Origin of the sequence: Streptomyces albidoflavus, assembly GCF_000719955.1 — a bacterium.
In the GTDB taxonomy this organism is placed as follows: Bacteria; Actinomycetota; Actinomycetes; order Streptomycetales; family Streptomycetaceae; genus Streptomyces; species Streptomyces albidoflavus.
Genome location: NZ_JOII01000006.1, coordinates 35465 through 59560, shown reverse-complemented (window position 1 = coordinate 59560; position 24096 = coordinate 35465). Strand labels below are relative to the sequence as shown.

The following is a 24096-nucleotide window of genomic DNA, read 5'->3' as shown; positions in this document are numbered from 1 at the left end:
GGGTCAGCTCCTGGCCGGGCGGCGGCGGGGGCGGTCGGAAGACGACGGGGAACGCTTCTTGCGCGGCCTCGGCTTCTCGGCCCGCTCCTCCTCGGCCTCGTCGGCCTCGTCGTCGTCATCCTCACCGTCGAGGCCGAGGGCGCCCTTGACCTTGCCGCCGACCGAACTGGCGGCCCGCTTGGCCCCGGCCTTGCCGGCGGCCCCCGCCATCCCGCCCCCGAAGAGTTCGGGCACGGTCCGGCTGTGCGAGTCGCTCTCCAGGTCGAGGCGGTTGCACGCCTCGGCGAAGCGGAGGTACGTGTCGACGCTGGCGACGCAGATACGTGCGTCGATCTTGAGGATCTCGATGCCGACGAGGGAGACCCGGATGAACACGTCGATGACCATGCCGCGGTCGAGGATGAGTTCCAGGGTGTCGTAGAGCGTGCCGGCGCGCGGGGCGCAGACGAGGTCGTCGCGGTATATCGCAGGGGTCGTCATGGCGGACCAGCTTTCTCAGGTGTCGGCGGCGCCCCGCCGGTAGCGGCGTACCCGGCGGTACTCCAGGAGTTCGCCGTCACCGTCCAGTTCGACCTCGTAGGTCGCGAGCAGACTGGTGGTGTCGGGAATCCTGGGTACCTCCAGCACGTCGACGTCGACGCGCCAGCCGGGGTGCTCCTCGGCCTTGCGGACGGCCGAGACCCCCTCGGTGCGGTGGCCGATCAGGTCGGCGAGGCCCTCGCACGCCCGCTCGGCGGCACCCCGCGCACCACGTACCGGCTCCTCGCGGGAACCCTTGGAGGCGGTGGATCTCTTGGCGGGTCTGGTGCGTTGCTCTGCCATGGCCTCAGTCTCGGCAGCGCGCCGACACGCCGCCTTCGCTGATGCTCCGAACGGGGCCGGCCGCAGTCACCGCACGGGCACCGGCCCGGACATGCGAAGACCCCGCGCGACCGGGGCGGTCACGCGGGGTCCGTCGTGCGGTGCCGGGGGCTGCGGCGGGGCGATCAGCCGCCGGAGGTGTCCAGTTCGGCCTCGGGGGCGACCCCGGCGCAGTCCCAGGGGTCGTTGAGCCAGCCGTCGGGGAGGACGACGCGGTCGCGGCCGGAGGTGCGGCCGCGCGGGCCGTCGGCCCCGGCGGGCCAGGGCTGGTCGAGGTGGAGGGTGTCGAGCTGCTCGCGCAGTTCGGCGAGGGAGCAGGTGATCGCCAGGCTGCGGCGCAGGTCCGAGCCGACCGAGAACCCCTTGAGGTACCAGGCGACGTGCTTGCGGAAGTCGATCACCCCGCGCGCCTCGTCGCCGATCCACTCCCCCAGCAGTTGCGCGTGGCGCACCATGACGTCGGCGACCTCGCGCAGGGTCGGCGCGGCCGGCGCGCCCGTCCCCTCGAAGGCGGCGACCAGGTCCCCGAAGAGCCAGGGGCGGCCGAGGCAGCCCCGGCCGACGACGACCCCGTCGCACCCGGTCTCGGCCATCATGCGGACGGCGTCCGCGGCCGACCAGATGTCGCCGTTGCCCAGCACCGGGATCTCGGTGACGTGCTCCTTGAGCCGGGCGATGGCCTCCCAGTCGGCGGTGCCGCTGTAGTGCTGCGCGGCGGTGCGGCCGTGCAGGGCGACCGCCGTGACGCCCTCCTCGACGGCGATCCGGCCGGCGTCGAGGTAGGTGGTGTGGTCGTCGTCGATGCCCTTGCGCATCTTGATCGTCACCGGCAGGTCGCCGGCGCCCGACACCGCCTCGCGCAGGATGGCCCGCAGCAGGTTCCGCTTGTAGGGCAGCGCCGAGCCGCCGCCCTTACGGGTGACCTTCGGCACCGGGCAGCCGAAGTTGAGGTCGATGTGGTCGGCGAGGTCCTCGTCCACGATCATGCGGACGGCCTTGCCGACGGTGGCCGGGTCGACGCCGTACAGCTGGATCGAGCGGGGCCGCTCCGTCTCCCCGAACTGGATCAGCTGCATCGTCTTCTCGTTGCGCTCCACCAGCGCCCGCGTGGTGATCATCTCGCTGACGAACAGCCCCTTGCCACCGGAGAACTCCCGGCACAGAGTGCGGAACGGCGCGTTGGTGATCCCCGCCATCGGCGCCAGCACGACGGGCGGCGAGACGATGTGCGGGCCGATGGCGAGCGAGGCGGCCACGGGCGCGGTGGTGCTGGCGAGGGCGGGGGATGACGCGGACATCCCCCCATTGTCGCACTCCATTTTTGGAGCTTCGCTCGCCGCCGGGGCGAAGGTACGTCCGGGCATGCCGCGGGCCCGTGTCCTGCCCGGTGAAGGGGCGGGACACGGGCCCGGGGAGTGGGTCCGTGCGGGTCAGGCGTTGCCGCCCGCTTCCTGGGTCGCCTCGTCCCGCTCGGCCTCGGGGGCCTCGGCGGGGGTGTCGGCGGAGGCGGCGGCGGTGCGCTCGCGCATCTTGCGGAGGAGTTCCTGCTTCTGGTCGAGGGCGGCGGGGCGGTTGTCCGCCGCACCGCCGGGGGCGCTGGCGGGGCGTCCGTTGCGGGGCAGCTTGTTGCGCTGACCGCCGACACCGAGCAGGTTGTTGCGGCTCTTGGCCACGGGGATCTCCGTTTCTGGGCTCTGGATGACACCGCGATGCGTCGGACCGGCAGGCGACACGCGTACGCGACCCTCCACGCCGTGGCACGGCGGGCCGGTGCGGCCCGGGCGCGTGACGGACGCGGCGCGGTGAAGGGGGAAGGACGATGTGGGGGACGGGCCGCGGGCCCGCCCGCTCTCACTCGTAGAGAGGCGTCATCGAGAACATGCGGATGAGGCTACCCGGCTCGGGGAGGGCCGGCGACGCATTTTCGGCGGGGGCCCCGGACAGCCGGACGCCCCCGGTCCCGCGAGGGGAACCGGGGGCGTCCGGGAGTGCCGGGTGGGTCAGCAGCCCACGAGGCGGGCGGCCAGGTAGCCCTCGATCTGGTCGAGGGAGACCCGCTCCTGCTTCATGGTGTCGCGCTCGCGGACGGTCACCGCGTTGTCGTCCAGGGTGTCGAAGTCGACGGTGACGCAGAACGGCGTGCCGATCTCGTCCTGGCGGCGGTAGCGGCGGCCGATGGCGCCGGCGTCGTCGAACTCGATGTTCCAGTGCTGGCGCAGCGCCGCCGCCAGGCCCTTGGCCTTCGGGGACAGCTCGGGGTTGCGCGAGAGCGGCAGCACGGCGGCCTTGACCGGGGCCAGGCGCGGGTCGAACCGCATGACCGTGCGCTTCTCCAGCTTGCCCTTGGCGTTGGGCGCCTCGTCCTCGATGTAGGCGTCGAGCATGAAGGCCAGCATGGCGCGGCCGACACCGGCGGCGGGCTCGATGACGTAGGGGGTCCAGCGCTCGCCGGCCTCCTGGTCGAAGAAGGACAGGTCCTGGCCGGACGCCTTGGCGTGGGCGGAGAGGTCGTAGTCCGTGCGGTTGGCGACGCCCTCCAGCTCACCCCACTCGGAGCCGCCGAACTGGAAGCGGTACTCGATGTCGGCGGTGCGCTTGGAGTAGTGGGAGAGCTTCTCCTTCGGGTGCTCGAACCACCGCATGTTCTCCTCGCGCAGGCCCAGGCCGGTGTACCAGTTCCAGCGCTGCTCCATCCAGTACTCCTGCCACTGCTCGTCCTCGCCCGGCTTGACGAAGAACTCCATCTCCATCTGCTCGAACTCGCGCGTGCGGAAGATGAAGTTGCCGGGCGTGATCTCGTTGCGGAAGGACTTGCCCATCTGGGCGATGCCGAACGGGGGCTTGCGGCGGGAGGTCTGCTGCACCTGGGCGAAGTTGGTGAAGATGCCCTGGGCGGTCTCGGGGCGCAGGTAGGCGATGGAGCCGGAGTCCTGCGTGGGGCCGAGGTGGGTGGAGAGCAGGCCCGAGAACTCCTTGGGCTCGGTGAACTGGCCCTTGTTGCCGCAGTGCGGGCAGTTGATGTCGGCCAGGCCGTTCTCGGGGAGGCGGCCGTGCTTGGCCTCGTACGCCTCCTCCAGGTGGTCGGCGCGGAAGCGCTTGTGGCAGGAGGTGCACTCGGTCAGCGGGTCGCTGAACGTGGCGACGTGACCGGAGGCGACCCACACCTCGGAGGCGAGGATCACCGAGGAGTCGAGACCGACGACCTCGTCACGGGAGGTGACCATGTAGCGCCACCACTGGCGCTTGATGTTCTCCTTGAGCTCGACGCCCAGCGGTCCGTAGTCCCAGGCGGCGCGCTGGCCACCGTAGATCTCGCTGCTCGGGTAGACGAAGCCACGGCGCTTGCTCAGGCTGACGATGCTGTCGATCTTGTCGGCGGCCACGGTGCTCTCTTCATTACGACGAAGCGGTTGGTGGGTCCGCCGGGGCTCACGTGCGGCCGCGGCCCGGCGAATACCTCAGATTACCGGCGCCCGCACCCCCGGGATCAAATCCGCCGGAGCGCGGACGGCCGGAACGGGGCAATGCGGGCGGCCGCCCGGGACGCCATCGGGACAAGTGGGACTCCGACCCTCCGGCGGCCTCCCCCGAGTGGCGCATCCCGAGTGGCGATGAAAGGATTTTTTGACAATCGTTTCCACCTTTGTTGAAAATGAGTGTCATGAACATACGTCGTGGCCGGAATCGTTCGATCCGCATAGCCCTCACCGCCTCCGCCGCCGCCCTCTCGCTGGGCGTGCTGTCGGCATGCGGCGGAGCCGAGTCCGGCGGGAGCGCGGACGGCAAGCTCGCCGTGACCGCCTCGTTCTACCCGCTGGAGTTCCTCGTCGAGCAGATCGGCGGCGACCACGTCGACGTCACCACCCTGACCGGCCCCGGCGTCGAACCCCACGACCTGGACATCACCCCGCGCCAGACGGGCCAGATGAGCGAGGCCGACGTCCTGCTCTACCTGCGTGGCCTCCAGCCCGCCGTCGACAAGGCGGTCGACCAGGCCGGCGTGAAGAACACCGTCGACGCGGCCGACCTCACCACCCTGGAGGCGCACGGCTCCTCCAGCGGAGACGGCCACGACCACGGCGAGGGCGACGGGCACGACCACGGCGAGGAGGAGGGCCACGACCACGCCGAGGAGGAGGGCGACGGCCACGACCACGGCGACTCCGGCCTCGACCCGCACGTCTGGCTCGACCCGGTCAAGTACGCGGAGATGGCCGACGGCGTCGGCGAGGCCCTCCAGAAGGCCGACCCCGACCACGCCACCGACTACCGCAAGAACACCGAAGCCCTCACCGGCAAGCTGAAGAAGCTCGACCAGAACTACCGCGACGGTCTGAAGAACACCGACACCAGGACCTTCATCACCACCCACGCGGCCTTCGGCTACCTCGCCGAGCGGTACGGCCTGGATCAGGAGAGCATTGCCGGTGTCGACCCGGAGTCCGAGCCCAGCCCGGCGCGGATGAAGGAGCTCCAGAAGATCGCCGCACAGGAGAAGGTGACCACCGTCTTCTTCGAGACCCTGGCCAGCGACCGCACCGCCAAGGTCCTCGCCGAGGACACCGGGCTGCGCACCGGGGTGCTCGACCCGCTGGAGGGCATCACCGACAAGTCCCAGGGCGACGACTACCTGGAGGTCATGGAGGCCAACCTGGCCGCCCTGAAGAAGGCGCTCGGCGCCAAGTGACCGTCCCCGCCCCCCGCAGCCCCCGAGCCAGCACGGAGGACCCGGTGAACGCAGGAGCCTCCCCCCGCACCGACGCGGACCCGGTCGTCTCGCTGACCGACGCCGTCGCCGCCCTCGGCGCCCGCCCGGTGCTGCGCGGCATCGACCTCGCCGTGCACCGCGGCGAGGTGGTCGCCCTGCTCGGCGCCAACGGCTCCGGCAAGTCGACCGCCGTCCGCGCCGCCATCGGCCAGGTCCCGCTCACCCGCGGCGAGGTCCGCCTCTTCGGCACGCCGCTGCGCCGCTTCCGCGCCTGGTCGCGCGTGGGCTACGTCCCGCAGCGCACCACCGCCGCGGGCGGCGTGCCCGCCACCGTCCGCGAGGTCGTCTCCTCCGGCCGCCTCTCCCGGACCCGGCTGGGCCCGCTGCGCAAGGCCGACCGCGAGGCCGTCGACCGCGCCCTTGGCGCGGTGGGCCTGGCCGACCGCGCCAAGGACTCCGTCAACGCCCTCTCCGGCGGCCAGCACCAGCGGGTGCTGATCGCCCGCGCGCTGGCCGGCGAACCCGAGCTGCTGATCATGGACGAGCCGATGGCCGGCGTCGACCTGGCCAGCCAGGAGGTGCTGGCCGAGACCCTGCGCGCGCAGGTCGACGCGGGCGCCACCGTCCTGCTCGTCCTGCACGAGCTGGGCCCGCTGGAGCCGCTCATCGACCGCGCCGTCGTCCTGCGCGACGGCTGCGTGGCCCACGACGGGCCGCCGCCGAAGGCCGTCGGCCAGCACGCCCTGCCCGGCCACGACCACGTACACCCGCACGCGGCGCCCGAGAACGCCGATCCGATCCGGACGGGACTGCTCGACTGATGGACCTCTTCGACTACGCCTTCATGCAGCGCGCGCTGCTCGCCGCGGTCCTGGTCGGCCTCACCGCGCCGGCCATCGGCACCTACCTCGTCCAGCGCCGCCAGGCGATCATGGGCGACGGCATCGGGCACGTGGCGATGACCGGCGTGGCGCTCGGCTTCCTGCTCAACACCAGCCCGGTCTGGATGGCCACCGCGGTCGCCGTGCTCGGCTCGGTCGGCATGGAGCTGATCCGCTCCCGGGGCCGGACCAGCGGCGACGTGGCGCTGGCCCTGCTCTTCTACGGCGGCATGGCCGGCGGTGTCATGATCATCAACCTGGCGCCGGGCGGCTCCACCGCCAACCTCAACACCTATCTCTTCGGCTCCATCACCACGGTCTCCCCCGAGGACCTGACGGCGGTGGTCGTCCTCGCCCTGCTGGTCCTGGCCGTCACGCTGGGCCTGCGCCGCCAGCTCTTCGCGGTCTGCCAGGACGAGGAGTTCGCCCGCGTCACCGGCCTCCCGGTCCGCCTGCTCAACCTGGTGATCGCGGTGACCGCCGCCGTCACCGTCACCGTCGCCATGCGCATCGTCGGCCTGCTGCTGGTCAGCGCCATGATGGTGATCCCGGTCGCTGCCGCCCAGCGCCTCACCAAGGGGTTCGGCGCGACCCTGGCCGGCGCCATGGTCATCGGCGTGGTCGTCTCCCTCGCCGGCACCGTCACCACGTACTACGTGGACGCCCCTTCCGGCGCCGCCATCGTCCTGCTGGCCATCGTGGTCTTCCTCATCCTGAGCCTGGCCGCCACTCCCCTCGCCCGCCGCCGCGCACGCGGAACAGCGCCTTCCCCCGAGGACGTGGCATCCTGCACCCTGGACGAGGGGAAGACCGGCACCGCGGCCTCCCCGACCAACCACGACTAGACCAGAGCTTCGGGAGCCAAAGGGGCGCGTCGTTGTCGAGACGCCCGTCGCGCGCAGGCCGCGAAGCGGTTGAGCACGTCGGGTGGCTCGACAACGACGTGTGGCGCCCCGGCGGCGAGCGAAGCTCCGAATAGTGGGAAAGGACCGTGTAGTGACGACCGCAGGACCCCCCGTGAAGGGCCGGTCCACCCGGCAGCGTGCGGCGGTGGCCGCCGCTCTCGCCCAGGTGGACGAGTTCCGCAGCGCCCAGGACCTGCACGACATCCTCAAGCACCAGGGCGACTCGGTCGGGCTGACCACGGTCTACCGCACGCTCCAGTCGCTGGCGGACGCCGGCGAGGTGGACGTCCTGCGCACCCACGACGGCGAGGCGGTGTACCGCCGCTGCTCGACCGGGGACCACCATCACCACCTGGTCTGCCGGGTGTGCGGCAAGGCGGTCGAGGTCGAGGGGCCCGCGGTCGAGAAGTGGGCGGACTCGGTCGCCGCCTCGCACGGCTTCGTCGACGTCGACCACACGGTGGAGATCTTCGGCACCTGCGCCGAGTGCCACGCGAGCGCGGCCGGGCCCGAGAAGTAGGCACCGGCCCAGGAAGCCGCAGAAGGCCCCTGGGACGCGCGGGAACTCACCTGCGCGCCCCAGGGGCCTCGTCGTGCCCGCCGGGCGCCGTCAGCCCTGCTGAGGCGGTACCGAGGGCTGCGGCTCCTCGACGGCGCCGCCGAAGCGGCGGTCGCGCTGGGCGTACTCCAGGCAGGCGCGCCACAGGTCGCGGCGGTCGAAGTCGGGCCAGAGCACGTCCTGGAAGACCATCTCGGCGTAGGCGCTCTGCCAGATGAGGTAGTTGGAGGTGCGCTGCTCGCCGCTGGGGCGGACGAAGAGGTCCACGTCGGGCATGTCGGGGTAGTACAGGTACTTCTGGAGCGTCTTCTCGCCGACCTTGGACGGGTCGAGGCGGCCGGCGGCGACGTCCTCGGCCATGCGCCGGGCGGCGTCGGCGATCTCGGCGCGGCCGCCGTAGTTGACGCAGAAGTACAGCGTCATGGCGTCGTTGTCCTTGGTCTGCTCCTGGGCGATCTGGAGCTCCTGGACGACCGACTTCCACAGCTTGGGCATCCGGCCGACCCAGCGGATACGGATGCCGAGGGCGTCCATCTCGTCACGGCGGCGGGCGATGACGTCGCGGTTGAAGTTCATGAGGAAGCGGACCTCCTCCGGGGAGCGCTTCCAGTTCTCGGTGGAGAAGGCGTACAGGGAGAGGTTCTTGACGCCCATCTCCAGGCAGCCCTTGAGCACGTCCATGACGACGCCCTCGCCGACCTTGTGGCCCTCGGTGCGGGGCAGGCCGCGCTCCTTGGCCCAGCGGCCGTTGCCGTCCATGACGACGGCGACGTGGCCGGGGACCAGCTCGCCGGGGATCTTCGGCGGGCGGGCGCCCGAGGGGTGCGGCTCGGGGGTCTGGTAGTCGCGCCGGTTGCGGCCGAGGATTCCGCGTCGTGCCATGAGGTGTTCGTCTCCCAGTTCTCAAAGATCTCAGGTGCTCGGTGGCGGGCCGCCGCGCGTCGCCCCCGCCCGCGCCGGGCCGCTACTTGTCCACGTACCGCAGCGAGCGCAGTCCGCGTTCCAGGTGCCAGTGCAGGTAGGCGGAGACGAGGGAGCTGCCCTCCCGCACGTGCCGCCCCTCGCACGCGTCCGCCGACACCCAGTCGCCGCTGAGCAGCGCGCTGAGCAGGCCGACGGCCTCCGCAGAGGGTACGACGCTGCCGGGCACCCGGCACTCCCCGCAGACGCTGCCGCCGGCGGCGACGGAGAAGAAACGGTTCGGGCCGGGCATTCCGCAGCGCGCGCAGTCGCCGAGGCTCGGCGCGTAGCCGTTGACGGCGAGCGAGCGCAGCAGGAAGGCGTCGAGAACCAGCCGGGGCGCGTGCTCGCCGCGGGCGAGGGTGCGCAGCCCGCCGACGAGCAGCAGGTACTGCTGGACGGCGGGCTGGCCCTCGTGGTCGGTGAACCGCTCGGCGGTCTCCAGCATGGCGGTGCCTGCGGTGTACCGGTCGTAGTCGGTGACGATGCCGGAGCCGTACGCGGCGATGGTCTCGGTCTGGGTGCAGAGCGGCAGGCCCCGGCCGATCAGCTCGGAGCCGCGGGCGAAGTACTGCACGTCGACGTGAGAGAAGGGCTCCAGCCGGGCGCCGAACTTCGACTTGGTGCGCCGCACCCCGCGCGCCACGGCGCGGACCCGGCCGTAGCGGCGGGTGAGGAAGGTGATGATCCGGTCCGCCTCACCCAGCTTCTGGGTGCGCAGCACGATGCCGTCGTCGCGGAACAGACTCATGGGCCCCATTGTCCCGTACGGCGGGGGCCCGTCGGGTGCGCGGGGTCTCTGTACCGGGTGTGAGATCCCCGGCCGGTCAGGCGGCGGGGTTCTGCCGGAGATTGTCCACGACGCTCTCCGCGGCCTTCCTGGCGGCGCCGCAGGGGCCTGGCGCCCCGTCCTCGCCGAAGGTGTCCACCGCCGTGGAGAACACCGCGTCGTCGGAGACCCCCACGTAGAGCACGCAGTGCCGGTCCCGCCGGTCGTTCTGCTTGGCGAACACCGCCGGGTACCCCTGGAGGGTGGTCTCCTCGAAGTACGCCTGTTCGTCACGGAGGCCGTACAGGACGTCCAGGTCCGGGGTGTCACTGGGCCAGGACACCGTGACCTTGGCCCCCTCGGCCGACGCCTCGGGCTCCCACAGGCAGGCCGCTCCGGTGCCGTCGTGGAGTGCCCGGTGTTCCGTGCCCGGCGGCGCACCGGCGGCGACCGCCTGCGCGTCGGTCAGCGAGGCGCACGGATACGCCCTCTTCGCCTCGGTGGCGAGCGGCTCGTCCACCCGGGGCGCCCCGGTACGCTCCGGCGCCCCCGAGCCGCCGGGCGACGGCTGGGCCGGGGCGCACGAAGCCCCGGTGAGGACGAGGCAGGCGAGCGTCGCGCAGGCGACGGCCGTCCGGACAGGCCCGAGCCCGCCGCGCTGCGCGCGGACGCCGCCCGTGGCGCGGGTGCCGTTCATCCGGGTCCCCGCCGCTCAGGAGGGCGTGCGGGCGGCGGTGAGGAGGTCGGCCACCTCTTCGCGGGGCAGGGTGAGAGCGGCACCGACGGTGGTGAGGACGTCGCGTTCGGCCGGGGTGTAGGGGCCGTCGGCCAGCGCGATGCCGGCGGCGCGCAGCAGCAGCGAGGCGCGGCCGAGGTCGGCGAGGTGCGGGGCGAGCGGGTCGAGCGCCTCGTGCAGCTCGGCGGCGAGCGGGGCCTCGCCGTCCTCGCCGCCGGTCCGGCGCCCGGTGTCGGCGGCCAGCGCGTCGGCGACGGCGGTGAGCCGCTCGGCGGTGCACTCCTCGTCCCCGGCGTCGCGGACCGCCTCCACGGCGGCGGCCAGCGCTGTGCGCGAGCCGGTGCCGCCGGCGGCGAGGACGGCGAGGGCGACGGTGTGCACGGCGTCGCGGAGCAGGGCCGAGAAGCGGGTGGTGGTGGGCCGGGTGAGGACCTCGGTCGGGAAGTGGCCGGCGCAGGAGGCGCACTCGACGACGGGCCCGGCCTCGCCACGGGGCAGCACGGGCAGGCCGAGCAGGGTGAGCCTGCGGCGTCCGGTGCGGCGCTGGTAGTTGCGGTCGCCGCCGCAGTCGGGGCAGTGGAACTCGCCGTCGGCGACGGTGGTCCAGTGGGTGCGGACTCCGCAGACGCGCGGGCGCCGGTCCTCCGCGGCCCGTCCTGGTCGGCTCCTGGGCAGCACGTCGCACCTCCGTCGCATCTGGCGCACCGTCGCGCCGTGCCCCGCGCGGCCGTCGCCTCGTCCCGGGGGCGGCGGCTGGGCCCGCGTGGGGCTGCCGTGTGGACGTGATGTTAGCCACATGGACCGGGCGGCGTCAGCCCCGCGCGTGTGACCTGGCCGTAACCCGACGCCCCGCCGCGTACGGAACGGGCGGGGCGTCGGGCGCCGCCGGGATCAGCGGGCGGCGCGGTTGACCGCGGAGACCACGGCCTTCATGGAGGCGCGGGTGGTGTTGGCGTCGATGCCGATGCCCCAGAGCACCTTGTCGTCGATGGCGCACTCGATGTAGGAGGCGGCGACGGCGTTGGCGCCCTCGCTCATGGTGTGCTCCTGGTAGTCGAGCAGGCGTACGTCGATGCCGACGGTCTGCAGGGCGTCGAAGAAGGCCGAGATCGGACCGTTGCCGGAGCCGGTGAGGACGGTCTCCTCGCCGTCGACGACGGCCTCGGCGGTCAGCCGGTCGACGCCTTCGACGTCGGTGGTGGTCTGGCCGGCGCGGATCTGGATGCGGCCCCAGGGGTTCTCGGGGTTGGGCAGGTACTCGTCCTGGAACGTCGACCAGATCGCGGCCGGGGTGACCTCGCCGCCGTCGGCGTCGGTCTTGGCCTGGATCAGCCGGGAGAACTCGATCTGCATGCGGCGCGGCAGATCGAGGTGGTGGTCGTTCTTCAGGACGTAGGCGATGCCGCCCTTGCCGGACTGCGAGTTGACCCGGATGACGGCCTCGTAGGAGCGGCCGACGTCCTTGGGGTCGATGGGCAGGTAGGGGACGGCCCACTCGATGTCGTCGACGGTCTTGCCCTGGGCGGCCGCGTCGGCCTCCATGGCGTCGAAGCCCTTCTTGATGGCGTCCTGGTGGGAGCCGGAGAAGGCGGTGTAGACGAGGTCACCGACGTAGGGGTGGCGCGGGTGGACCTCCATCTGGTTGCAGTACTCGGCGGTCCTGCGGACCTCGTCGATCTGCGAGAAGTCGATCATCGGGTCGACGCCCTGGGAGAAGAGGTTCATGCCCAGGGTGACCAGGTCGACGTTGCCGGTGCGCTCGCCCTGCCCGAACAGGCAGCCCTCGACGCGGTCGGCACCGGCCATCACGGCCAGCTCGGCGGCGGCCACGGCGGTGCCGCGGTCGTTGTGCGGGTGGGTGGAGAGGCAGACGAACTCGCGGCGGGACAGGTTCCGCGACATCCACTCGAACCGGTCGGCGTGGGTGGAGGGGGTGGAGCGCTCCACGGTGGCGGGCAGGTTGAGGATGATCTCGCGGCCCTCCTCGGGCTGCCAGACGTCCATCACCGCCTCGCAGACCTCCAGCGCGAAGTCCAGCTCCGTGTCGGTGAAGATCTCCGGGCTGTACTGGTAGCCGAAGGCGGTCCGGGCGTCCAGCAGCTTCTCGGCGTACTCCATGACCAGCCGGGTGCCGTCGACGGCGATCTGCCTGACGTCCTCGCGCGAACCGCGGAAGACGACCCGGCGGAAGGTGGGCGCGGTGGCGTTGTACAGGTGGACCGTGGCGCGGTGGGCGCCCTTCAGGGACTGGACGGTGCGCTCGATCAGGTCCTCGCGGGCCTGGGTCAGGACGGAGATGGTCACGTCCTCGGGGATGGCGCCCTCTTCGATGATGGAGCGGACGAAGGCGTAGTCCGTCTCCCCGGAGGAGGGGAAGCCGACCTCGATCTCCTTGTAGCCCATCCGCACGAGCAGGTCGAACATCTCGCGCTTACGGGCGGGCGACATGGGGTCGATCAGGGCCTGGTTGCCGTCCCGCAGGTCGGTGGAGAGCCAGCGGGGGGCCTTGGTGACGCGCTGCTCGGGCCAGGTGCGGTCGGCCAGGTCGACGGCGTCGTAGCCGCGGTACCGGCCGGTCGGCATGCCGGAGGGGCGCTGGGTGACGCTGTCCCGGGTGAGGGGGGTCCGGCGGCTCACCGGCTGGTCGGCGGTGGCGGTACGGGATACGTCAACGGGGTTCGACATGATGCGCGGGGCTCCTCGGTGGTCCACTGGAGACGGCCGACTGGCGGCGGGTTCACCGCAACACCGAACTCCGCGGGGAGGGGGTCGACCTCGACTACAGGCCCTCGCCGCGGCAGCTAAGGAGAAGCAGCCCGTAACGCATGATGCTCCGCAGCCTAACTGAGCCGTCCCTGTTGCGCTGACGTGTATCAGTATGCGGGACCGGGGTGAGGTAACGGCCCAGAGGTGACGAGTCCCTCTATTTCGCTAATCTCCCGCACGGAGTGTTTCAGTCTGGTCACAGAGAGCAAGCCAGTCTCATGACCGACAACCAGCGCCCGACGCGCACCCCGACCGCCCGCACCGCCGCCGACTCCGCTCTGGTCCGCCCGGCCCCGCACTCCGTCTTCTGCACGATCGTGCCGCCGCACGTCCTGGACCACCTCAGCCACCTGGACGACCCGGTCCTCTCCGTCCCCGCCCGCCGCACCCTGGAGCGGGACGCCCGCGAGCGGACCCGCCGCCTCAGCGCCGTCGCCGCCACCCGCGCCGCCGCCCCGCCCGCGACGCGCCGCGCCGAGGGCGCCGAGGCCACCCCGCAGCGCACCATCTACGACGCGGAGACCCGCGAGGAGCTGCCCGGCGTCAAGGTCCGCGCCGAGGGCTCCGACCCGGGCGGCGACGCCAGCGTCAACCGCGCCTACGCCGGGCTCGGCGCCACCTTCGAGCTCTTCCTCAAGAGCTTCGGCCGCGACTCCATCGACGGCCGCGGCCTCCCGCTCAACGCCACCGTCCACTACGGCAAGGAGTACGCCAACGCCTTCTGGGACGGCGAGCAGATGGTCTTCGGCGACGGCGACGGCGAGGTCTTCCTCGACTTCACCCTCCCCGTCGACGTCATCGGCCACGAGCTGGCCCACGGCGTCACCCAGTACACGGCCAACCTCGTCTACCGCGGCCAGCCCGGCGCGCTCAACGAATCGGTCTCCGACGTCTTCGGCTCCCTCCTCAAGCAGTACACGCTGGGGCAGAACGCCGAGGACGCCGACTGGCTGATCGGCGCCGACGTGCTCGGCCCGCGCGTCGAGGGCAAGGCCCTGCGCTCCATGAAGGAGCCCGGCACGGCCTACGACGACGACGTCCTCGGCAAGGACCCCCAGCCCGGCTCCATGGCCGACTACGTCGAGACCGACCAGGACAACGGCGGCGTCCACATCAACTCCGGCATCCCCAACCGCGCCTTCTACCTGGTCGCCACCGCCCTGCGCGGCAAGGCGTGGGAGCGCGCCGGCCAGATCTGGTACGACGTGCTGACCGGCGGCGAGCTGAGCGCGCAGGCCGACTTCGCCGCCTTCGCGGCCCTCACCGCCAAGGCGGCCGAGGAGCGGTTCGGCCGGGGCGAGGAGCGCGAGGCCGTCCTCAAGGCCTGGTCCGAGGTCGGGGTGGGGGCGAACTCCTGACCGCCGGGCCGCCCGGACCCCGGTGCCGGGCGGGCGAGGCGGGTAGGGACTTGGGCATGCGCATCGACGTACGACGGACCGGCGGCTTCTCCGGCATCGAGCGGCGGGCCGGGGTGGACACCACCTCGCTCCCCGACGCCGAGGTCTGGGAGGAGCTGGCCGCCCGCGCCCTGGAAACCGCCACCCCCGCCCCGGCCACCGGCGTCCCCGACGGCTTCGCCTACCAGCTGACCGTCGACGGCCACTCGGCCCACTTCACCGACCCCCACCTGACCCCCGCCCAGCGCGAACTGGTCTCCCGGGTGCTGAAGGAGGGAGCTTAGGCGCCACCGTCCGGAGCGGGCGGGCCCGGGACCGGGTCCGCCCGCTCCGTCGCCCGAAGGCCCTGCGGCCTCAGAAGCCCAGGCGGCGGAGTTGCTTCGGGTCGCGCTGCCAGTCCTTGGCGACCTTGACGTGGAGGTCGAGGAAGACCGGGGTGCCGAGAAGGGCCTCGATGTGCTTGCGGGACTTCACGCCGACCTCCTTCAGGCGCTTGCCCTTGGGGCCGATGATGATCCCCTTCTGGCTGGGGCGCTCGATGAAGACGTTGGCGTGGATGTCGAGCAGCGGCTTGTCGGCGGGACGGTCCTCGCGGGGCAGCATCTCCTCGACGACGACGGCGATGGAGTGCGGCAGCTCGTCGCGGACACCCTCCAGGGCGGCCTCGCGGATCAGCTCGGCCACCATGACCTGCTCGGGCTCGTCGGTGAGGTCGCCCTCGGGGTAGAGCGCGGGGCCCTCCGGCATCAGCGGGGCCAGGAGGTCCGTCAGCAGCTCGACCTGGTCGCCCTTGACGGCGGAGACCGGGATGATCTCGGCCCACTCGAAGCCCAGCTCGGCCGCGAGCTGGTCGACGGCGATCAGCTGCTCGGCGAGCTGCTTGCCGTCGACCAGGTCGGTCTTGGTGACGACGGCCACCTTCGGGGTCTTCTTGATCCCGGCGATCTCCTTGGCGATGAAGCGGTCGCCGGGGCCGAGCTTCTGGTCGGCCGGGAGGCAGAAGCCGATGACGTCGACCTCGGCCCAGGTGGTGCGGACCACGTCGTTGAGCCGCTCGCCCAGGAGGGTGCGCGGCTTGTGGAGGCCGGGGGTGTCGACCAGGATCAGCTGCGCATCGGGCCGGTGGACGATGCCGCGCACGGTGTGGCGGGTGGTCTGCGGCCGGTTGGAGGTGATCGCGACCTTCTGCCCGACGAGTGCGTTCGTCAGGGTGGACTTGCCCGCGTTCGGACGGCCGACGAAGCACGCGAAGCCCGCGCGGTGCGCGGGGGTGGCGGAGGAGGAGGGGGCGCTCATGCGCCCATTGTCCCCGATGCGTGGGGGTCCTTGGACCCCGGGTTCTGGGGGTGGCCTGTTTGGCCTTGGCCCTGGCTGTGGCCCGGGGAGCCTTGTCTTTGGTGCCCTGACGGGCGGGGAGGGTGGCTTGGGTTCGGTGGGCCGCCGCCCGTACAGGATGGCCTCAAACGCCGGCCGGGCTGATTTTTGGCCTCAGGCGCCGGCCGGGCTGATTGTTGGCCTCAAGCGCCGGCCGGGCTGAGTTGGGGCTCAGGTCCGGTGGGACGCCGCGCGTACAAGATGGCCTCAAGCGCCGGCCGGGCTGTTCTTGGGCCGGTCGGGGTGGTGAGTGTGGTGCTCAGGTTGTGGTGAGGGTGTCGTGGACTGTGCCGTCGGGGGTGGCGAGGTGGATGGGGGTGGTGGGGCCGCCGAGGTCGGTGACGGCGGAGCGGTCCTCCGGGGGGAGGTGGTCGGCCGTGGTGACGACGGCGGCGGCTTCGAGGGAGCGGGCGCCGGAGGCGACGGCCATGGCGACGGCGGTGCGCAGGGCGCTGAGCTGGAGGGAGTCGAGGGTGACGGTGCCGGCGACGTAGGTGCGGCCGGTCTCGTCGCGGACGGCGGCGCCCTCCGGGACCCCGTTGCGGGCCCGGGCGGAGCGGGCCAGGGTCACGATCTTGCGGTCCTCGGGGTGCAGCTCGGTGCTCTCGGTCATGGTCCCGAGCATAAGAGGTGCGCGGTGCGGGGCCTCAGGGCCGGTCGAGGCGGAGGCGGACCGCGCGGGGCAGGCCCGCCACCACCAGGTCGTAGGAGTCCTCGATCAGTTCGCGGAGCTGGCGGGGCGGGAGCGGGGCGACGGTGACCGTGTTCCAGTGGCGCTTGTTGAGGTGCCAGCCGGGGACGATCCCGGGGTGGGCGGCGCGCAGGCGTACCGCCTCGTCCGGGTCGCACTTGAGGGAGATCTTCAGCGGGTCGGCGCCGAGGTCGGTGAGGGCGAAGACCTTCCCCTCGACCTTGAAGACGGAGGTCTCCGGGTCGAAGGGGAACTCCTCGGCGGCTCCGTTGAAGGAGAGGCAGAAGGCCCGCAGGCCCTCCGCGTCCAGGGCGTCGTCCGTACCGCTCCCGCGCGTGTTCACCAGTCGGTCTCCCGGTCCTCCTCGGCGGCGACGGCTTCCGCCGCCTCGTGCTGGTCGAGCGGTTCGACGAGGACCGTCGCGACCTTGTTCCGGCGGCCGGCCGAGTCCTCGGCGGTGAGGCGCAGACCGCGCCCGTCGGGGAGCGGGACGACCGCGCCCGCCCCGGCGATCGGGACCCGGCCGAGCGCCTTGGCGAGCAGGCCGCCGACGGTCTCCACGTCCTCGTCGTCGTAGGACTCCAGGCCGTAGAGGCGGCCGAGGTCGCCGATGTCGAGGCGGGCGGTGACGCGGCAGCGGCCCTCCCCCAGCTCCTCGACGGGCGGCAGCTCCCGGTCGTACTCGTCGGTGATCTCGCCGACGATCTCCTCCAGGATGTCCTCGATGGTGACGATCCCGGCGGTGCCGCCGTACTCGTCGATGACGACGGCGACGTGGTTGCGCTGCTGCTGCATCTCGCGCAGCAGGTCCCCGGCGTTCTTGGTGTCGGGGACGAAGACGGCGGGCCGCATCGCGGTGGAGACCAGTTCGGTCTCGGCGTCGCGGCTGATGTGGGTCTTGCGGGCGAGGTCCTTGAGGTAGACGACGCCGACGACGTCGTCCTCGCTCTCCCCGGTCACCGGTATCCGCGAGAAACCGGAGCGCAGGGCGAGGGTGAGGGCCTGGCGGATCGTCTTGTACCGCTCGATGGAGACCAGGTCGGTGCGGGGCACCATCACCTCGCGGACGAGCGTGTCGCCCAGTTCGAAGACGGAGTGCACCATGCGGCGCTCCTCGTCCTCGATGAGCTGCTCCTTCTCGGCGAGGTCGACCAGCGCCCGCAGCTCCGCCTCGCTGGCGAACGGGCCCTGCCGGAACCCCTTGCCGGGGGTGAGGGCGTTGCCGAGCAGGATCAGCAGCTTGGGGACCGGGCCCATGATCCGGGCGAGCGGCAGCAGGACGTACGCGGCGGCCGTGGCCGTGTTCAGCGGGTGCTGGCGGCCGATGGTGCGCGGGGAGACCCCGACCGCCACGTAGCTGACCAGGACCATCACCGCGATGGCGACGGCCAGAGCCTCCCAGGTGACGCTGATCCGCTCGACGCAGACGTACGTCACGAGGGCGGCGGCGGCCATCTCGCAGGCGACCCGGACGAGCAGCGCGACGTTGAGGTAGCGCGTGGGGTCCTCGGCGACCTGGGCCAGCTTGGCGCTGCCGCGCCGGCCCGCGCGGACGGCGCCCTCGGCCCGGAAGCTGGAGACGCGGGCCAGCCCCGCCTCGGCGCAGGCGGCCAGCCAGGCGACGACGACCAGCAGGACGGCGCCGGTGAGCAGGCCGCCGATCATGAGACGGTCGGGGCCGGGGAGGGGCCGGTCAGCCCGTTCTCCTCGCGCCAGCCGTCCACGATGGCCTGCTGGAGGCCGAACATCTCGGCCTTCTCGCCCGGCTCCTCGTGGTCGTAGCCGAGCAGGTGCAGCACGCCGTGGACGGTGAGGAGCTGGAGCTCCTCGTCCATGGAGTGCTGGGTCGGCGCGTCCTGACCCTGCTGCCGGGCGACGTCCGGGCAGAGCACGATGTCGCCGAGCAGGCCCTGCGGGGGCTCCTCCTCGTCCTTGACCGGCGGACGCAGTTCGTCCATCGGGAAGGACATGACGTCGGTGGGCCCCGGCAGGTCCATCCACTGGATGTGCAGCTGCTCCATCGCCTCGGGGTCGACGACGATCACCGACAGTTCCGAGAGCGGGTGGATACGCATCCTCGCCAGCGCGTAGCGGGCGATGTCGAGGATCGCGCGCTCGTCGACCTCGGTTCCGGACTCGTTGTTGACGTCGATCGACATGGTGCTGCTGTACTCCTGCTGGGCGTGCCCGGGGGCGCGGACGGAGGAGGCCGCCTCAGCGGCCGTCTCGGTTGTCGTACTTCTCGTACGCCTCGACGATACGGCCGACCAGCTTGTGCCGGACCACGTCCTCGGAGGTGAGGCGGGAGAAATGGACGTCGTCCACGCCCTCCAGGATGTCCTGCACCTGGCGCAGGCCGCTCTTGGTGCCGCTCGGCAGGTCGACCTGGGTGACGTCACCGGTGATGACGATCTTCGACTCGAAGCCCAGCCGGGTGAGGAACATCTTCATCTGTTCCGGGTTGGTGTTCTGGGCCTCGTCGAGAATGATGAACGCGTCGTTGAGCGTCCGGCCGCGCATGTACGCCAGCGGGGCGACCTCGATGGTCCCGGCCGCCATGAGGCGGGGGATGGAGTCGGGGTCGAGCATGTCGTGCAGCGCGTCGTAGAGCGGGCGCAGGTACGGGTCGATCTTCTCGTACAGCGTGCCGGGCAGGAAGCCGAGCCGCTCGCCCGCCTCGACGGCCGGCCGGGTCAGGATGATCCGGTTGACCTGCTTGGACTGGAGCGCCTGCACGGCCTTGGCCATCGCCAGGTAGGTCTTGCCGGTACCGGCCGGGCCGATGCCGAAGATCACCGTGTGCTTGTCGATGGCGTCGACGTACCGCTTCTGGTTGAGCGTCTTCGGGCGGATGGTGCGGCCGCGCGAGGAGAGGATGTTCTGGGTCAGGACCTCGGCCGGGGTCTCCTCCGGGCCCGTGCCCTCCTCGCTCGCCCTCAGCATGGCGATCGAGCGTTCCACTGCGTCCTCCGTCATCGGCTGACCGGTGCGGAGCACCAGCATCATCTCGTCGAACAACCGCTGGACCAGGGCGACCTCCGCCGGGTCGCCGGTCGCGCTGATCTCATTGCCCCGGACGTGGATGTCGGCTGCCGGGAAAGCCTTCTCGATCACGCGCAGCAGCGCGTCTCCGGATCCCAGCACGGTCACCATCGGGTGCTTCGCCGGAACGGTGAACTGGGCGCGCGCCTGCCCCCGTGCGGGGCTCGGTCCTGTCGGTGTCTGCGTCATGGGCCGGCTTTTCAGCCTGCTCGTCCTCCTCGCTCAGGGAAGCCGTCCTCCGACGGCCCGCCTAGACCCCCAGCGTACGTCCCCGCCCACCTCCACCCGAAGAGCTTTTCGACATGCCGCCACCCGCGCGCCCCGGCCGTGCGGGAGCCGCCTGGAGGTGGCGTCGGCCCGGGGTGCACGTCCGCGTGAATTTCTGGAGCGTTTTTCCAGAAAGTGCTTCCCCTCCCTGTACCCGCTGGCCAGACTTCGCCTGGATCAGACGGTGTGCCACGGGGGAGAAGAGTGGGCGTGTTCGACCTGACCGGCAGCGGGGCCGAGCCGCTGCGACCGGACGACCCGGCCCACATCGGCGGCATCCGCCTCGCGGGCCGTCTCGGGACGGGCGGGATGGGGCGCGTCTTCCTCGGCGTCCACGAGGGGCGGTACGTCGCCGTCAAACAGGTGCTGCCCTCGGTCGCCGGCGAGGACCAGGACTTCGTCCGCCGCTTCGGCCACGAGCTGGACAACCTCTCCCGGCTGCCCCCGGAGGCCACCGCCCCCCTGCTCGCCAGCGACCGCGACGCCCGTCCCCCGTGGCTCGCCACCGCCTACGTACCCGGGCTCACCCTGAGCGACGCCGTCCGGCTCCACCAGGGCCCGCTGCCCGCCGAGGCGGTCTGGCTGCTGCTGCGCGAGGCCGCCGCAGGGCTGGTCCCGGTGCACGGACTCGGCATGGTCCACCGGGACCTGAAGCCGTCCAACGTGATGCTGACGGTCGAGGGCGCGACGGTCATCGACTTCGGCGTGGCCCGGGCCACCGAGCAGAGCCAGCTGACCCGGAGCGGCGTGGTGGTCGGCACCCCCGCCTACATGGCCCCCGAACAGGCCGTCACACGACGCGACCTGACCGGCGCCGTCGACGTGTTCGCGCTGGGCTCGGTCATCGCCTACGCGGCGGGCGGCAACCCGCCCTTCGGCGAGGAGTCCGGCCCCGCCGTCCTGTACCGCATCGTGCACGAGGAGCCCGACCTGGAGGCGGTACGGGAGCTGGACCCCGCCCTCGCCGACCTCGTCACCGCCTGCCTCGCCAAGGACCCCGAGGCCCGTCCCACCGCCGCCGAGCTGGTCCGGCGCGCCACGGAACACGGCCCGTCCACCGCGCCCCTGTGGCCGGACTCCTTCAGCGCCGACCTGGCCGCGAAGGCGGCCTTCGCTGCGCACGTCCAGGAGCCCGGTTCCCCGCCCCCCGTCTCCGTCGAGACGCTCAACCTGGGCAGGAAGTCCGGCCCGAAGCCTCCCGCCGAGCGCCGCCGCACCCGCGTCCTCCTCGCCGTCGTCCCCGTCGTCATCGCGGGCGGCGCGACCCTCGCCGTCCAGCTGCTCCCCCACATCTCCGACGCCGACGACCCCACCGGCCCCGCTCCCTCCCTCAGCGCCTCGGCCCCCACCACCCCGGGCACGGGCCCGTCCGGCCCGGCCTCCCCCGCAACGTCCGCCAAGGACAAGGAGAAGGAGAAGGACGAGAAGAAAGATGCGGACGGGGACAAGGAAGACAAGGACGCCGACAAGGGCGCAGGCCAGGGGAACGACTCGGAGAACGGAGCCGATGCCCCCGGCACCGGGGACAAGGGCAACGGTTCCGGCGGCTCCAGCTCCTCCGGCGCCGGTGGCGGCTCCGCCCCCACCGAAGACCCCGACGGGGACGCCAAGCCCCCGTCCGGCGCCCACCGCTACCGCAACGGCGAGAACGCCAAATGCCTGGCCGCCCCGTTCAACAGCCCACCCACCACCGCCGCCTGCAACGGCTCCGGCACGGTCTGGGCCTTCCGCCCCCTCTCGGACGGCTCTTTCGAGATCGTCCACGAGTCGGGCCGCAGCTGCCTCTCCTCCGGCGCCGGAGGCACCCTGCTCCTCTCCTGCAACCAGGCCGAAAGCCGCCGCTGGCGCACCGGCCCAGAAGGCACCCTGAAAAGCGTAGGCACCGGCGGCTGCCTCGACACAGTCAACGGCTCCCGCATCACCACCACCCAGTGCACGGGAAGCCCGTCCCAACGCTGGACAGCGACCTGAGGCCAAATCAGCCCGGCCAGAACCCAGCCCGGCCAAATCCAGCCCGGCCGGCGCTTGAGGCCATCTTTGACCGCCACGGTCGAACGGCCCGCACATCCCGGCACATCCCAGCCCGGCAAACCCCCAGCCCGGCCGGCGCTTGAGGCCATCGTGAACCGGCACGGAAAGCCGGACAGCACCCCCCACCGACAGCCCGGCCGGCGCCTGAGGCCACCTCCATGACCGGCACGGTCAAGGGGCGCCCCCGCCAAGCGAACAGCCCGCCCGGCACATGAGGGTCACACCCTGCCGACCACCAGCCCGCGAATCCCCTCCCCCACCTCTTCGGGGTACCGCACGACCTTCCCGAACCCCAGCCGCACCTCCTGGTGGCTGCGCCCGGCGTGCTCGAACCGCAGGGTGATCCCGTACTGGTCGAGCCGGGCGGGACGCACCCGCACGGCAGCCGCCCGTACGTCGGCGGGGGCGAGCCGCGCCAGCGCCCGCACCATGTCCTCGTGGGCCGAGTCGAGGTGGGAGAGGAGTTCGGCCTCGGCGCGGGCCAGCGGGTCGGGCTGGGCCACGACCAGTTCGTCGACGCCGATGCGGCGGCTGCGGCCGTGCTCGGCGAGGACGGCGTACTCGGTGTGCAGGTGCAGGCCGCGGTCGGCGGCGGTGCCGAGCCAGCCGTGCAGGCTGAGCCGGGCGCGGACGCGGTCGCGCAGGTGGACGGGGGCCACGTCGGTGAACTCCACGACGGCGGGGAGGGTTCCGCCGAGGGAGGCGTCGAGTTCGGCCCCGAGGTGCTCGCCGGGCGGGTCGTGGAGGGTGAGGCCGCCGCTGGCGTCCACGGTGTGCAGGCCGACCAGGCCGATGCTGTGGCCGTCGGTGGTGACGGTCAGTGAATCCGCGGCCTCGACCACGGAGCGGACTCGCTGGGCGGGGGTCGGCTCCCCGTCTCGGGCGTGCGCGTACATCAGGTGCCCCTTCGGTAAGGTAAGGCTTACCTTAGCGACCTCCGAGGGTGGGGGGAACCCGACCCCCCGTGCGGGTTCACCCGGTCGGGGGACGCGCCGTCAGGCGGACCTCCCGAAACCGATGGTCGGCACCGCGCGCCGCAGCGGCCAGGCCGTGGCCGGCACCTCGGGGACCAGGTCCTCCAGGAAGGCGTACCGCCGCAGCGCCTGCGGGTCGTGGCCGTGGGCGGAGCGCGCCGAGGTCCGGGTGTACGCCCGCACCCGCCGCCACCAGGCCGCCACCTCCGTCCACCCCGGCGCCGAGAGCGAGCCGCCGAACTCCTGCACCGAGAGCGCCGCCGTCAGCCCGGCGAAGGCGAGCCGGTCGGCCAGCGGCCACCCGGCGAGCGTCCCGGTGACGAACCCGGCGACGAAGACGTCCCCCGCGCCGGTCGGGTCGAGCGCGTCGACCGCGATGGCGGGCACGTCGGCGGTCTCCCCGGTCCGCCCGTCGACGGCGTACGCCCCCTGGGAGCCGAGGGTGACGACGGCGAGCGGCACCCGGTCGGCCAGCGCGCGGGCCGCCGCCCGGGGGCAGTCGGTGCGGGTGTAGCGCATCGCCTCGGCGGCGTTGGGCAGGAACGCCTCGCAGTGCTCCAGGTCGGGCAGGGCGTCCAGGTCCCAGGTGCCGGTGTCGTCCCAGCCGACGTCGCCGAAGACGCGCGTACCGGCGCGGGCCGCCTCGGCGATCCAGGGGGCGCGCACGCCGGGCGCGAGGGCGGCCACCGCGGCGCGGGCGCGCGGCGGGTGGGCGGGGACGGGGGCCAGGTCGACGGGGGCCTCGTGGCCGTGCGAGACCATCGTCCGCTCGTCCTCGTAGGCCATCGAGACCGTCACCGGGGAGTGCCAGCCGCCGACGCGGCGGGAGCCGGTGAGGTCGATCCCCTCGCCGCTCTCCAGCGCGTCCCAGCAGTACTCGCCGTAGTGGTCGTCACCGAAGGCGGCCGCCAGTGCGGTGCGCAGGCCGAGGCGGGCGAGGGCGGTGGCCATGTTGGCGACGCCGCCGGGGCTGGAGCCCATGCCGCGCGCCCAGGACTCGGTGCCGCGCACCGGTGCCGAGTCGAGGCCGGTGAAGATGATGTCGAGGAAGACCGTGCCCGTCAGGTAGACGTCCACCGGCGGGTCGCCGGGGCGGCGCAGCCCCGCCAGTGGGTCCACACCGGCGGTGCGGTGCGGCGTGCGGTCTCCTTCGGCCAGGCTCACGGCGGACTCCC

General features: G+C 72.5%; 25 protein-coding genes. 7 read left to right on the top strand and 18 right to left on the bottom strand.

Going from position 1 to position 24096, the window contains the following annotated elements:
- Positions 1-3 precede the first annotated feature (3 nt).
- The 5 genes from gvpJ to IF45_RS0108030 all read right to left on the bottom strand — a co-directional run bounded on the left by gvpJ (position 4) and on the right by IF45_RS0108030 (position 4244).
- Positions 4-480: a gas vesicle protein GvpJ gene (gene gvpJ, locus IF45_RS0108050; RefSeq protein ID WP_003947950.1), complete on the bottom strand. Its 477-nt coding sequence runs from the start codon at positions 478-480 to the stop codon at positions 4-6.
- A 15-nt stretch (positions 481-495) separates the two neighbouring features.
- Positions 496-822 (bottom strand): gas vesicle protein GvpO, encoded by a 327-nt coding sequence (locus IF45_RS0108045; RefSeq protein ID WP_008405648.1) that lies wholly within the window; start codon positions 820-822, stop codon positions 496-498.
- A gap of 164 nt (positions 823-986) precedes the next feature.
- Positions 987-2159, bottom strand: a complete 1173-nt coding sequence (gene dusB, locus IF45_RS0108040; RefSeq protein ID WP_030306475.1) for a tRNA dihydrouridine synthase DusB — start codon at positions 2157-2159, stop codon at positions 987-989.
- A gap of 132 nt (positions 2160-2291) precedes the next feature.
- The gene (locus IF45_RS0108035; protein ID WP_010637784.1) at positions 2292-2534 is read right to left on the bottom strand and encodes a DUF6243 family protein; all 243 of its coding nucleotides are present in this window, start codon (positions 2532-2534) and stop codon (positions 2292-2294) included.
- A 327-nt stretch (positions 2535-2861) separates the two neighbouring features.
- A complete protein-coding gene (locus IF45_RS0108030) occupies positions 2862-4244 on the bottom strand; it encodes a glycine--tRNA ligase (protein ID WP_003947954.1) in 1383 nt (460 codons plus the stop codon).
- A gap of 278 nt (positions 4245-4522) precedes the next feature.
- Between IF45_RS0108030 and IF45_RS0108025 the strand changes: the two genes are divergently transcribed.
- From IF45_RS0108025 to IF45_RS0108010, 4 genes are all read left to right on the top strand, one after another.
- Positions 4523-5548: a metal ABC transporter substrate-binding protein gene (locus IF45_RS0108025; RefSeq protein WP_030306473.1), complete on the top strand. Its 1026-nt coding sequence runs from the start codon at positions 4523-4525 to the stop codon at positions 5546-5548.
- A gap of 44 nt (positions 5549-5592) precedes the next feature.
- The gene (locus IF45_RS0108020; RefSeq protein WP_003947956.1) at positions 5593-6390 is read left to right on the top strand and encodes a metal ABC transporter ATP-binding protein; all 798 of its coding nucleotides are present in this window, start codon (positions 5593-5595) and stop codon (positions 6388-6390) included.
- Complete coding sequence (locus IF45_RS0108015) at positions 6390-7295, top strand: metal ABC transporter permease (RefSeq protein WP_003947957.1); 906 nt, start codon at positions 6390-6392, stop codon at positions 7293-7295. Before IF45_RS0108020 ends, IF45_RS0108015 begins: the two co-directional genes overlap by 1 nt.
- Before the next feature lie 151 nt (positions 7296-7446).
- Complete coding sequence (locus IF45_RS0108010; RefSeq protein WP_026048008.1) at positions 7447-7875, top strand: Fur family transcriptional regulator; 429 nt, start codon at positions 7447-7449, stop codon at positions 7873-7875.
- Positions 7876-7965: 90 nt separating this feature from the next.
- On the opposite strand, the gene IF45_RS0108005 is transcribed toward IF45_RS0108010, so the two are convergent.
- The 5 genes from IF45_RS0108005 to leuA all read right to left on the bottom strand — a co-directional run bounded on the left by IF45_RS0108005 (position 7966) and on the right by leuA (position 13064).
- Positions 7966-8796 carry an isoprenyl transferase gene (locus tag IF45_RS0108005; protein WP_008405666.1) on the bottom strand — a complete coding sequence of 277 codons (831 nt, stop codon included), beginning with the start codon at positions 8794-8796 and terminating at the stop codon, positions 7966-7968.
- A gap of 82 nt (positions 8797-8878) precedes the next feature.
- Positions 8879-9625, bottom strand: a complete 747-nt coding sequence (gene recO / locus IF45_RS0108000; RefSeq protein ID WP_003947960.1) for a DNA repair protein RecO — start codon at positions 9623-9625, stop codon at positions 8879-8881.
- 76 nt (positions 9626-9701) lie between these two features.
- On the bottom strand, positions 9702-10340 hold the full coding sequence (locus IF45_RS0107995) for a DUF3558 domain-containing protein (protein ID WP_030306471.1): 639 nt from the start codon (positions 10338-10340) through the stop codon (positions 9702-9704).
- 15 nt (positions 10341-10355) lie between these two features.
- The gene (locus IF45_RS0107990) at positions 10356-11057 is read right to left on the bottom strand and encodes a TerB family tellurite resistance protein (protein WP_010637793.1); all 702 of its coding nucleotides are present in this window, start codon (positions 11055-11057) and stop codon (positions 10356-10358) included.
- Positions 11058-11270: 213 nt separating this feature from the next.
- Entirely contained in the window at positions 11271-13064 is a 1794-nt protein-coding gene (gene leuA / locus IF45_RS0107985; protein WP_008405672.1) for a 2-isopropylmalate synthase, read from the bottom strand.
- A gap of 299 nt (positions 13065-13363) precedes the next feature.
- Here leuA and IF45_RS0107980 point away from each other — a divergent pair, with 299 nt between their 5' ends.
- Together IF45_RS0107980 and IF45_RS0107975 are read left to right on the top strand one after the other, a co-directional pair.
- Positions 13364-14503 (top strand): M4 family metallopeptidase, encoded by a 1140-nt coding sequence (locus IF45_RS0107980; protein ID WP_030306469.1) that lies wholly within the window; start codon positions 13364-13366, stop codon positions 14501-14503.
- Between the two features lie 56 nt (positions 14504-14559).
- Positions 14560-14826, top strand: a complete 267-nt coding sequence (locus IF45_RS0107975; RefSeq protein ID WP_003947965.1) for a protealysin inhibitor emfourin — start codon at positions 14560-14562, stop codon at positions 14824-14826.
- A 70-nt stretch (positions 14827-14896) separates the two neighbouring features.
- Here the strand turns inward: IF45_RS0107975 and era are convergent, their stop codons facing one another.
- From era to IF45_RS0107945, 6 genes are all read right to left on the bottom strand, one after another.
- Entirely contained in the window at positions 14897-15838 is a 942-nt protein-coding gene (gene era, locus IF45_RS0107970; protein ID WP_003947966.1) for a GTPase Era, read from the bottom strand.
- A gap of 337 nt (positions 15839-16175) precedes the next feature.
- The gene (locus IF45_RS0107965) at positions 16176-16529 is read right to left on the bottom strand and encodes a cytidine deaminase-like protein (protein ID WP_015507914.1); all 354 of its coding nucleotides are present in this window, start codon (positions 16527-16529) and stop codon (positions 16176-16178) included.
- Between the two features lie 34 nt (positions 16530-16563).
- A complete protein-coding gene (locus tag IF45_RS0107960) occupies positions 16564-16917 on the bottom strand; it encodes an MmcQ/YjbR family DNA-binding protein (protein ID WP_030306466.1) in 354 nt (117 codons plus the stop codon).
- Between the two features lie 29 nt (positions 16918-16946).
- The gene (locus IF45_RS0107955; RefSeq protein ID WP_018468082.1) at positions 16947-18272 is read right to left on the bottom strand and encodes a hemolysin family protein; all 1326 of its coding nucleotides are present in this window, start codon (positions 18270-18272) and stop codon (positions 16947-16949) included.
- The gene (gene ybeY, locus IF45_RS0107950) at positions 18269-18766 is read right to left on the bottom strand and encodes an rRNA maturation RNase YbeY (RefSeq protein WP_003947970.1); all 498 of its coding nucleotides are present in this window, start codon (positions 18764-18766) and stop codon (positions 18269-18271) included. The genes IF45_RS0107955 and ybeY overlap by 4 nt, the downstream gene beginning before the upstream one ends.
- Before the next feature lie 55 nt (positions 18767-18821).
- Entirely contained in the window at positions 18822-19838 is a 1017-nt protein-coding gene (locus tag IF45_RS0107945) for a PhoH family protein (RefSeq protein ID WP_165397190.1), read from the bottom strand.
- Positions 19839-20126: 288 nt separating this feature from the next.
- On the opposite strand from IF45_RS0107945, the gene IF45_RS0107940 reads away from it, so the two are divergent.
- On the top strand, positions 20127-21887 hold the full coding sequence (locus tag IF45_RS0107940; protein WP_030306463.1) for a serine/threonine-protein kinase: 1761 nt from the start codon (positions 20127-20129) through the stop codon (positions 21885-21887).
- 278 nt (positions 21888-22165) lie between these two features.
- Here the strand turns inward: IF45_RS0107940 and IF45_RS0107935 are convergent, their stop codons facing one another.
- Positions 22166-22843: a DUF2470 domain-containing protein gene (locus tag IF45_RS0107935; RefSeq protein WP_010637800.1), complete on the bottom strand. Its 678-nt coding sequence runs from the start codon at positions 22841-22843 to the stop codon at positions 22166-22168.
- 99 nt (positions 22844-22942) lie between these two features.
- Positions 22943-24085, bottom strand: coding sequence for a carbohydrate kinase family protein (locus IF45_RS0107930; protein ID WP_030306461.1), 1143 nt, complete (start codon positions 24083-24085; stop codon positions 22943-22945).
- Positions 24086-24096: the final 11 nt, after the last annotated feature.

Coding starts and splice junctions, on each gene's coding strand:
- gvpJ (WP_003947950.1), bottom strand. CDS start 480: ATGACGACCCCTGCGATATACCGCGACGACCTCGTCTGCGCCCCGCGC.
- IF45_RS0108045 (WP_008405648.1), bottom strand. CDS start 822: ATGGCAGAGCAACGCACCAGACCCGCCAAGAGATCCACCGCCTCCAAG.
- dusB (WP_030306475.1), bottom strand. CDS start 2,159: ATGTCCGCGTCATCCCCCGCCCTCGCCAGCACCACCGCGCCCGTGGCC.
- IF45_RS0108025 (WP_030306473.1), top strand. CDS start 4,523: ATGAACATACGTCGTGGCCGGAATCGTTCGATCCGCATAGCCCTCACC.
- IF45_RS0108015 (WP_003947957.1), top strand. CDS start 6,390: ATGGACCTCTTCGACTACGCCTTCATGCAGCGCGCGCTGCTCGCCGCG.
- IF45_RS0108005 (WP_008405666.1), bottom strand. CDS start 8,796: ATGGCACGACGCGGAATCCTCGGCCGCAACCGGCGCGACTACCAGACC.
- recO (WP_003947960.1), bottom strand. CDS start 9,625: ATGAGTCTGTTCCGCGACGACGGCATCGTGCTGCGCACCCAGAAGCTG.
- IF45_RS0107995 (WP_030306471.1), bottom strand. CDS start 10,340: ATGAACGGCACCCGCGCCACGGGCGGCGTCCGCGCGCAGCGCGGCGGG.
- leuA (WP_008405672.1), bottom strand. CDS start 13,064: ATGTCGAACCCCGTTGACGTATCCCGTACCGCCACCGCCGACCAGCCG.
- IF45_RS0107980 (WP_030306469.1), top strand. CDS start 13,364: ATGACCGACAACCAGCGCCCGACGCGCACCCCGACCGCCCGCACCGCC.
- IF45_RS0107975 (WP_003947965.1), top strand. CDS start 14,560: ATGCGCATCGACGTACGACGGACCGGCGGCTTCTCCGGCATCGAGCGG.
- era (WP_003947966.1), bottom strand. CDS start 15,838: ATGAGCGCCCCCTCCTCCTCCGCCACCCCCGCGCACCGCGCGGGCTTC.
- IF45_RS0107965 (WP_015507914.1), bottom strand. CDS start 16,529: ATGACCGAGAGCACCGAGCTGCACCCCGAGGACCGCAAGATCGTGACC.
- IF45_RS0107955 (WP_018468082.1), bottom strand. CDS start 18,272: ATGATCGGCGGCCTGCTCACCGGCGCCGTCCTGCTGGTCGTCGTCGCC.
- ybeY (WP_003947970.1), bottom strand. CDS start 18,766: ATGTCGATCGACGTCAACAACGAGTCCGGAACCGAGGTCGACGAGCGC.
- IF45_RS0107945 (WP_165397190.1), bottom strand. CDS start 19,838: ATGACGCAGACACCGACAGGACCGAGCCCCGCACGGGGGCAGGCGCGC.
- IF45_RS0107935 (WP_010637800.1), bottom strand. CDS start 22,843: ATGTACGCGCACGCCCGAGACGGGGAGCCGACCCCCGCCCAGCGAGTC.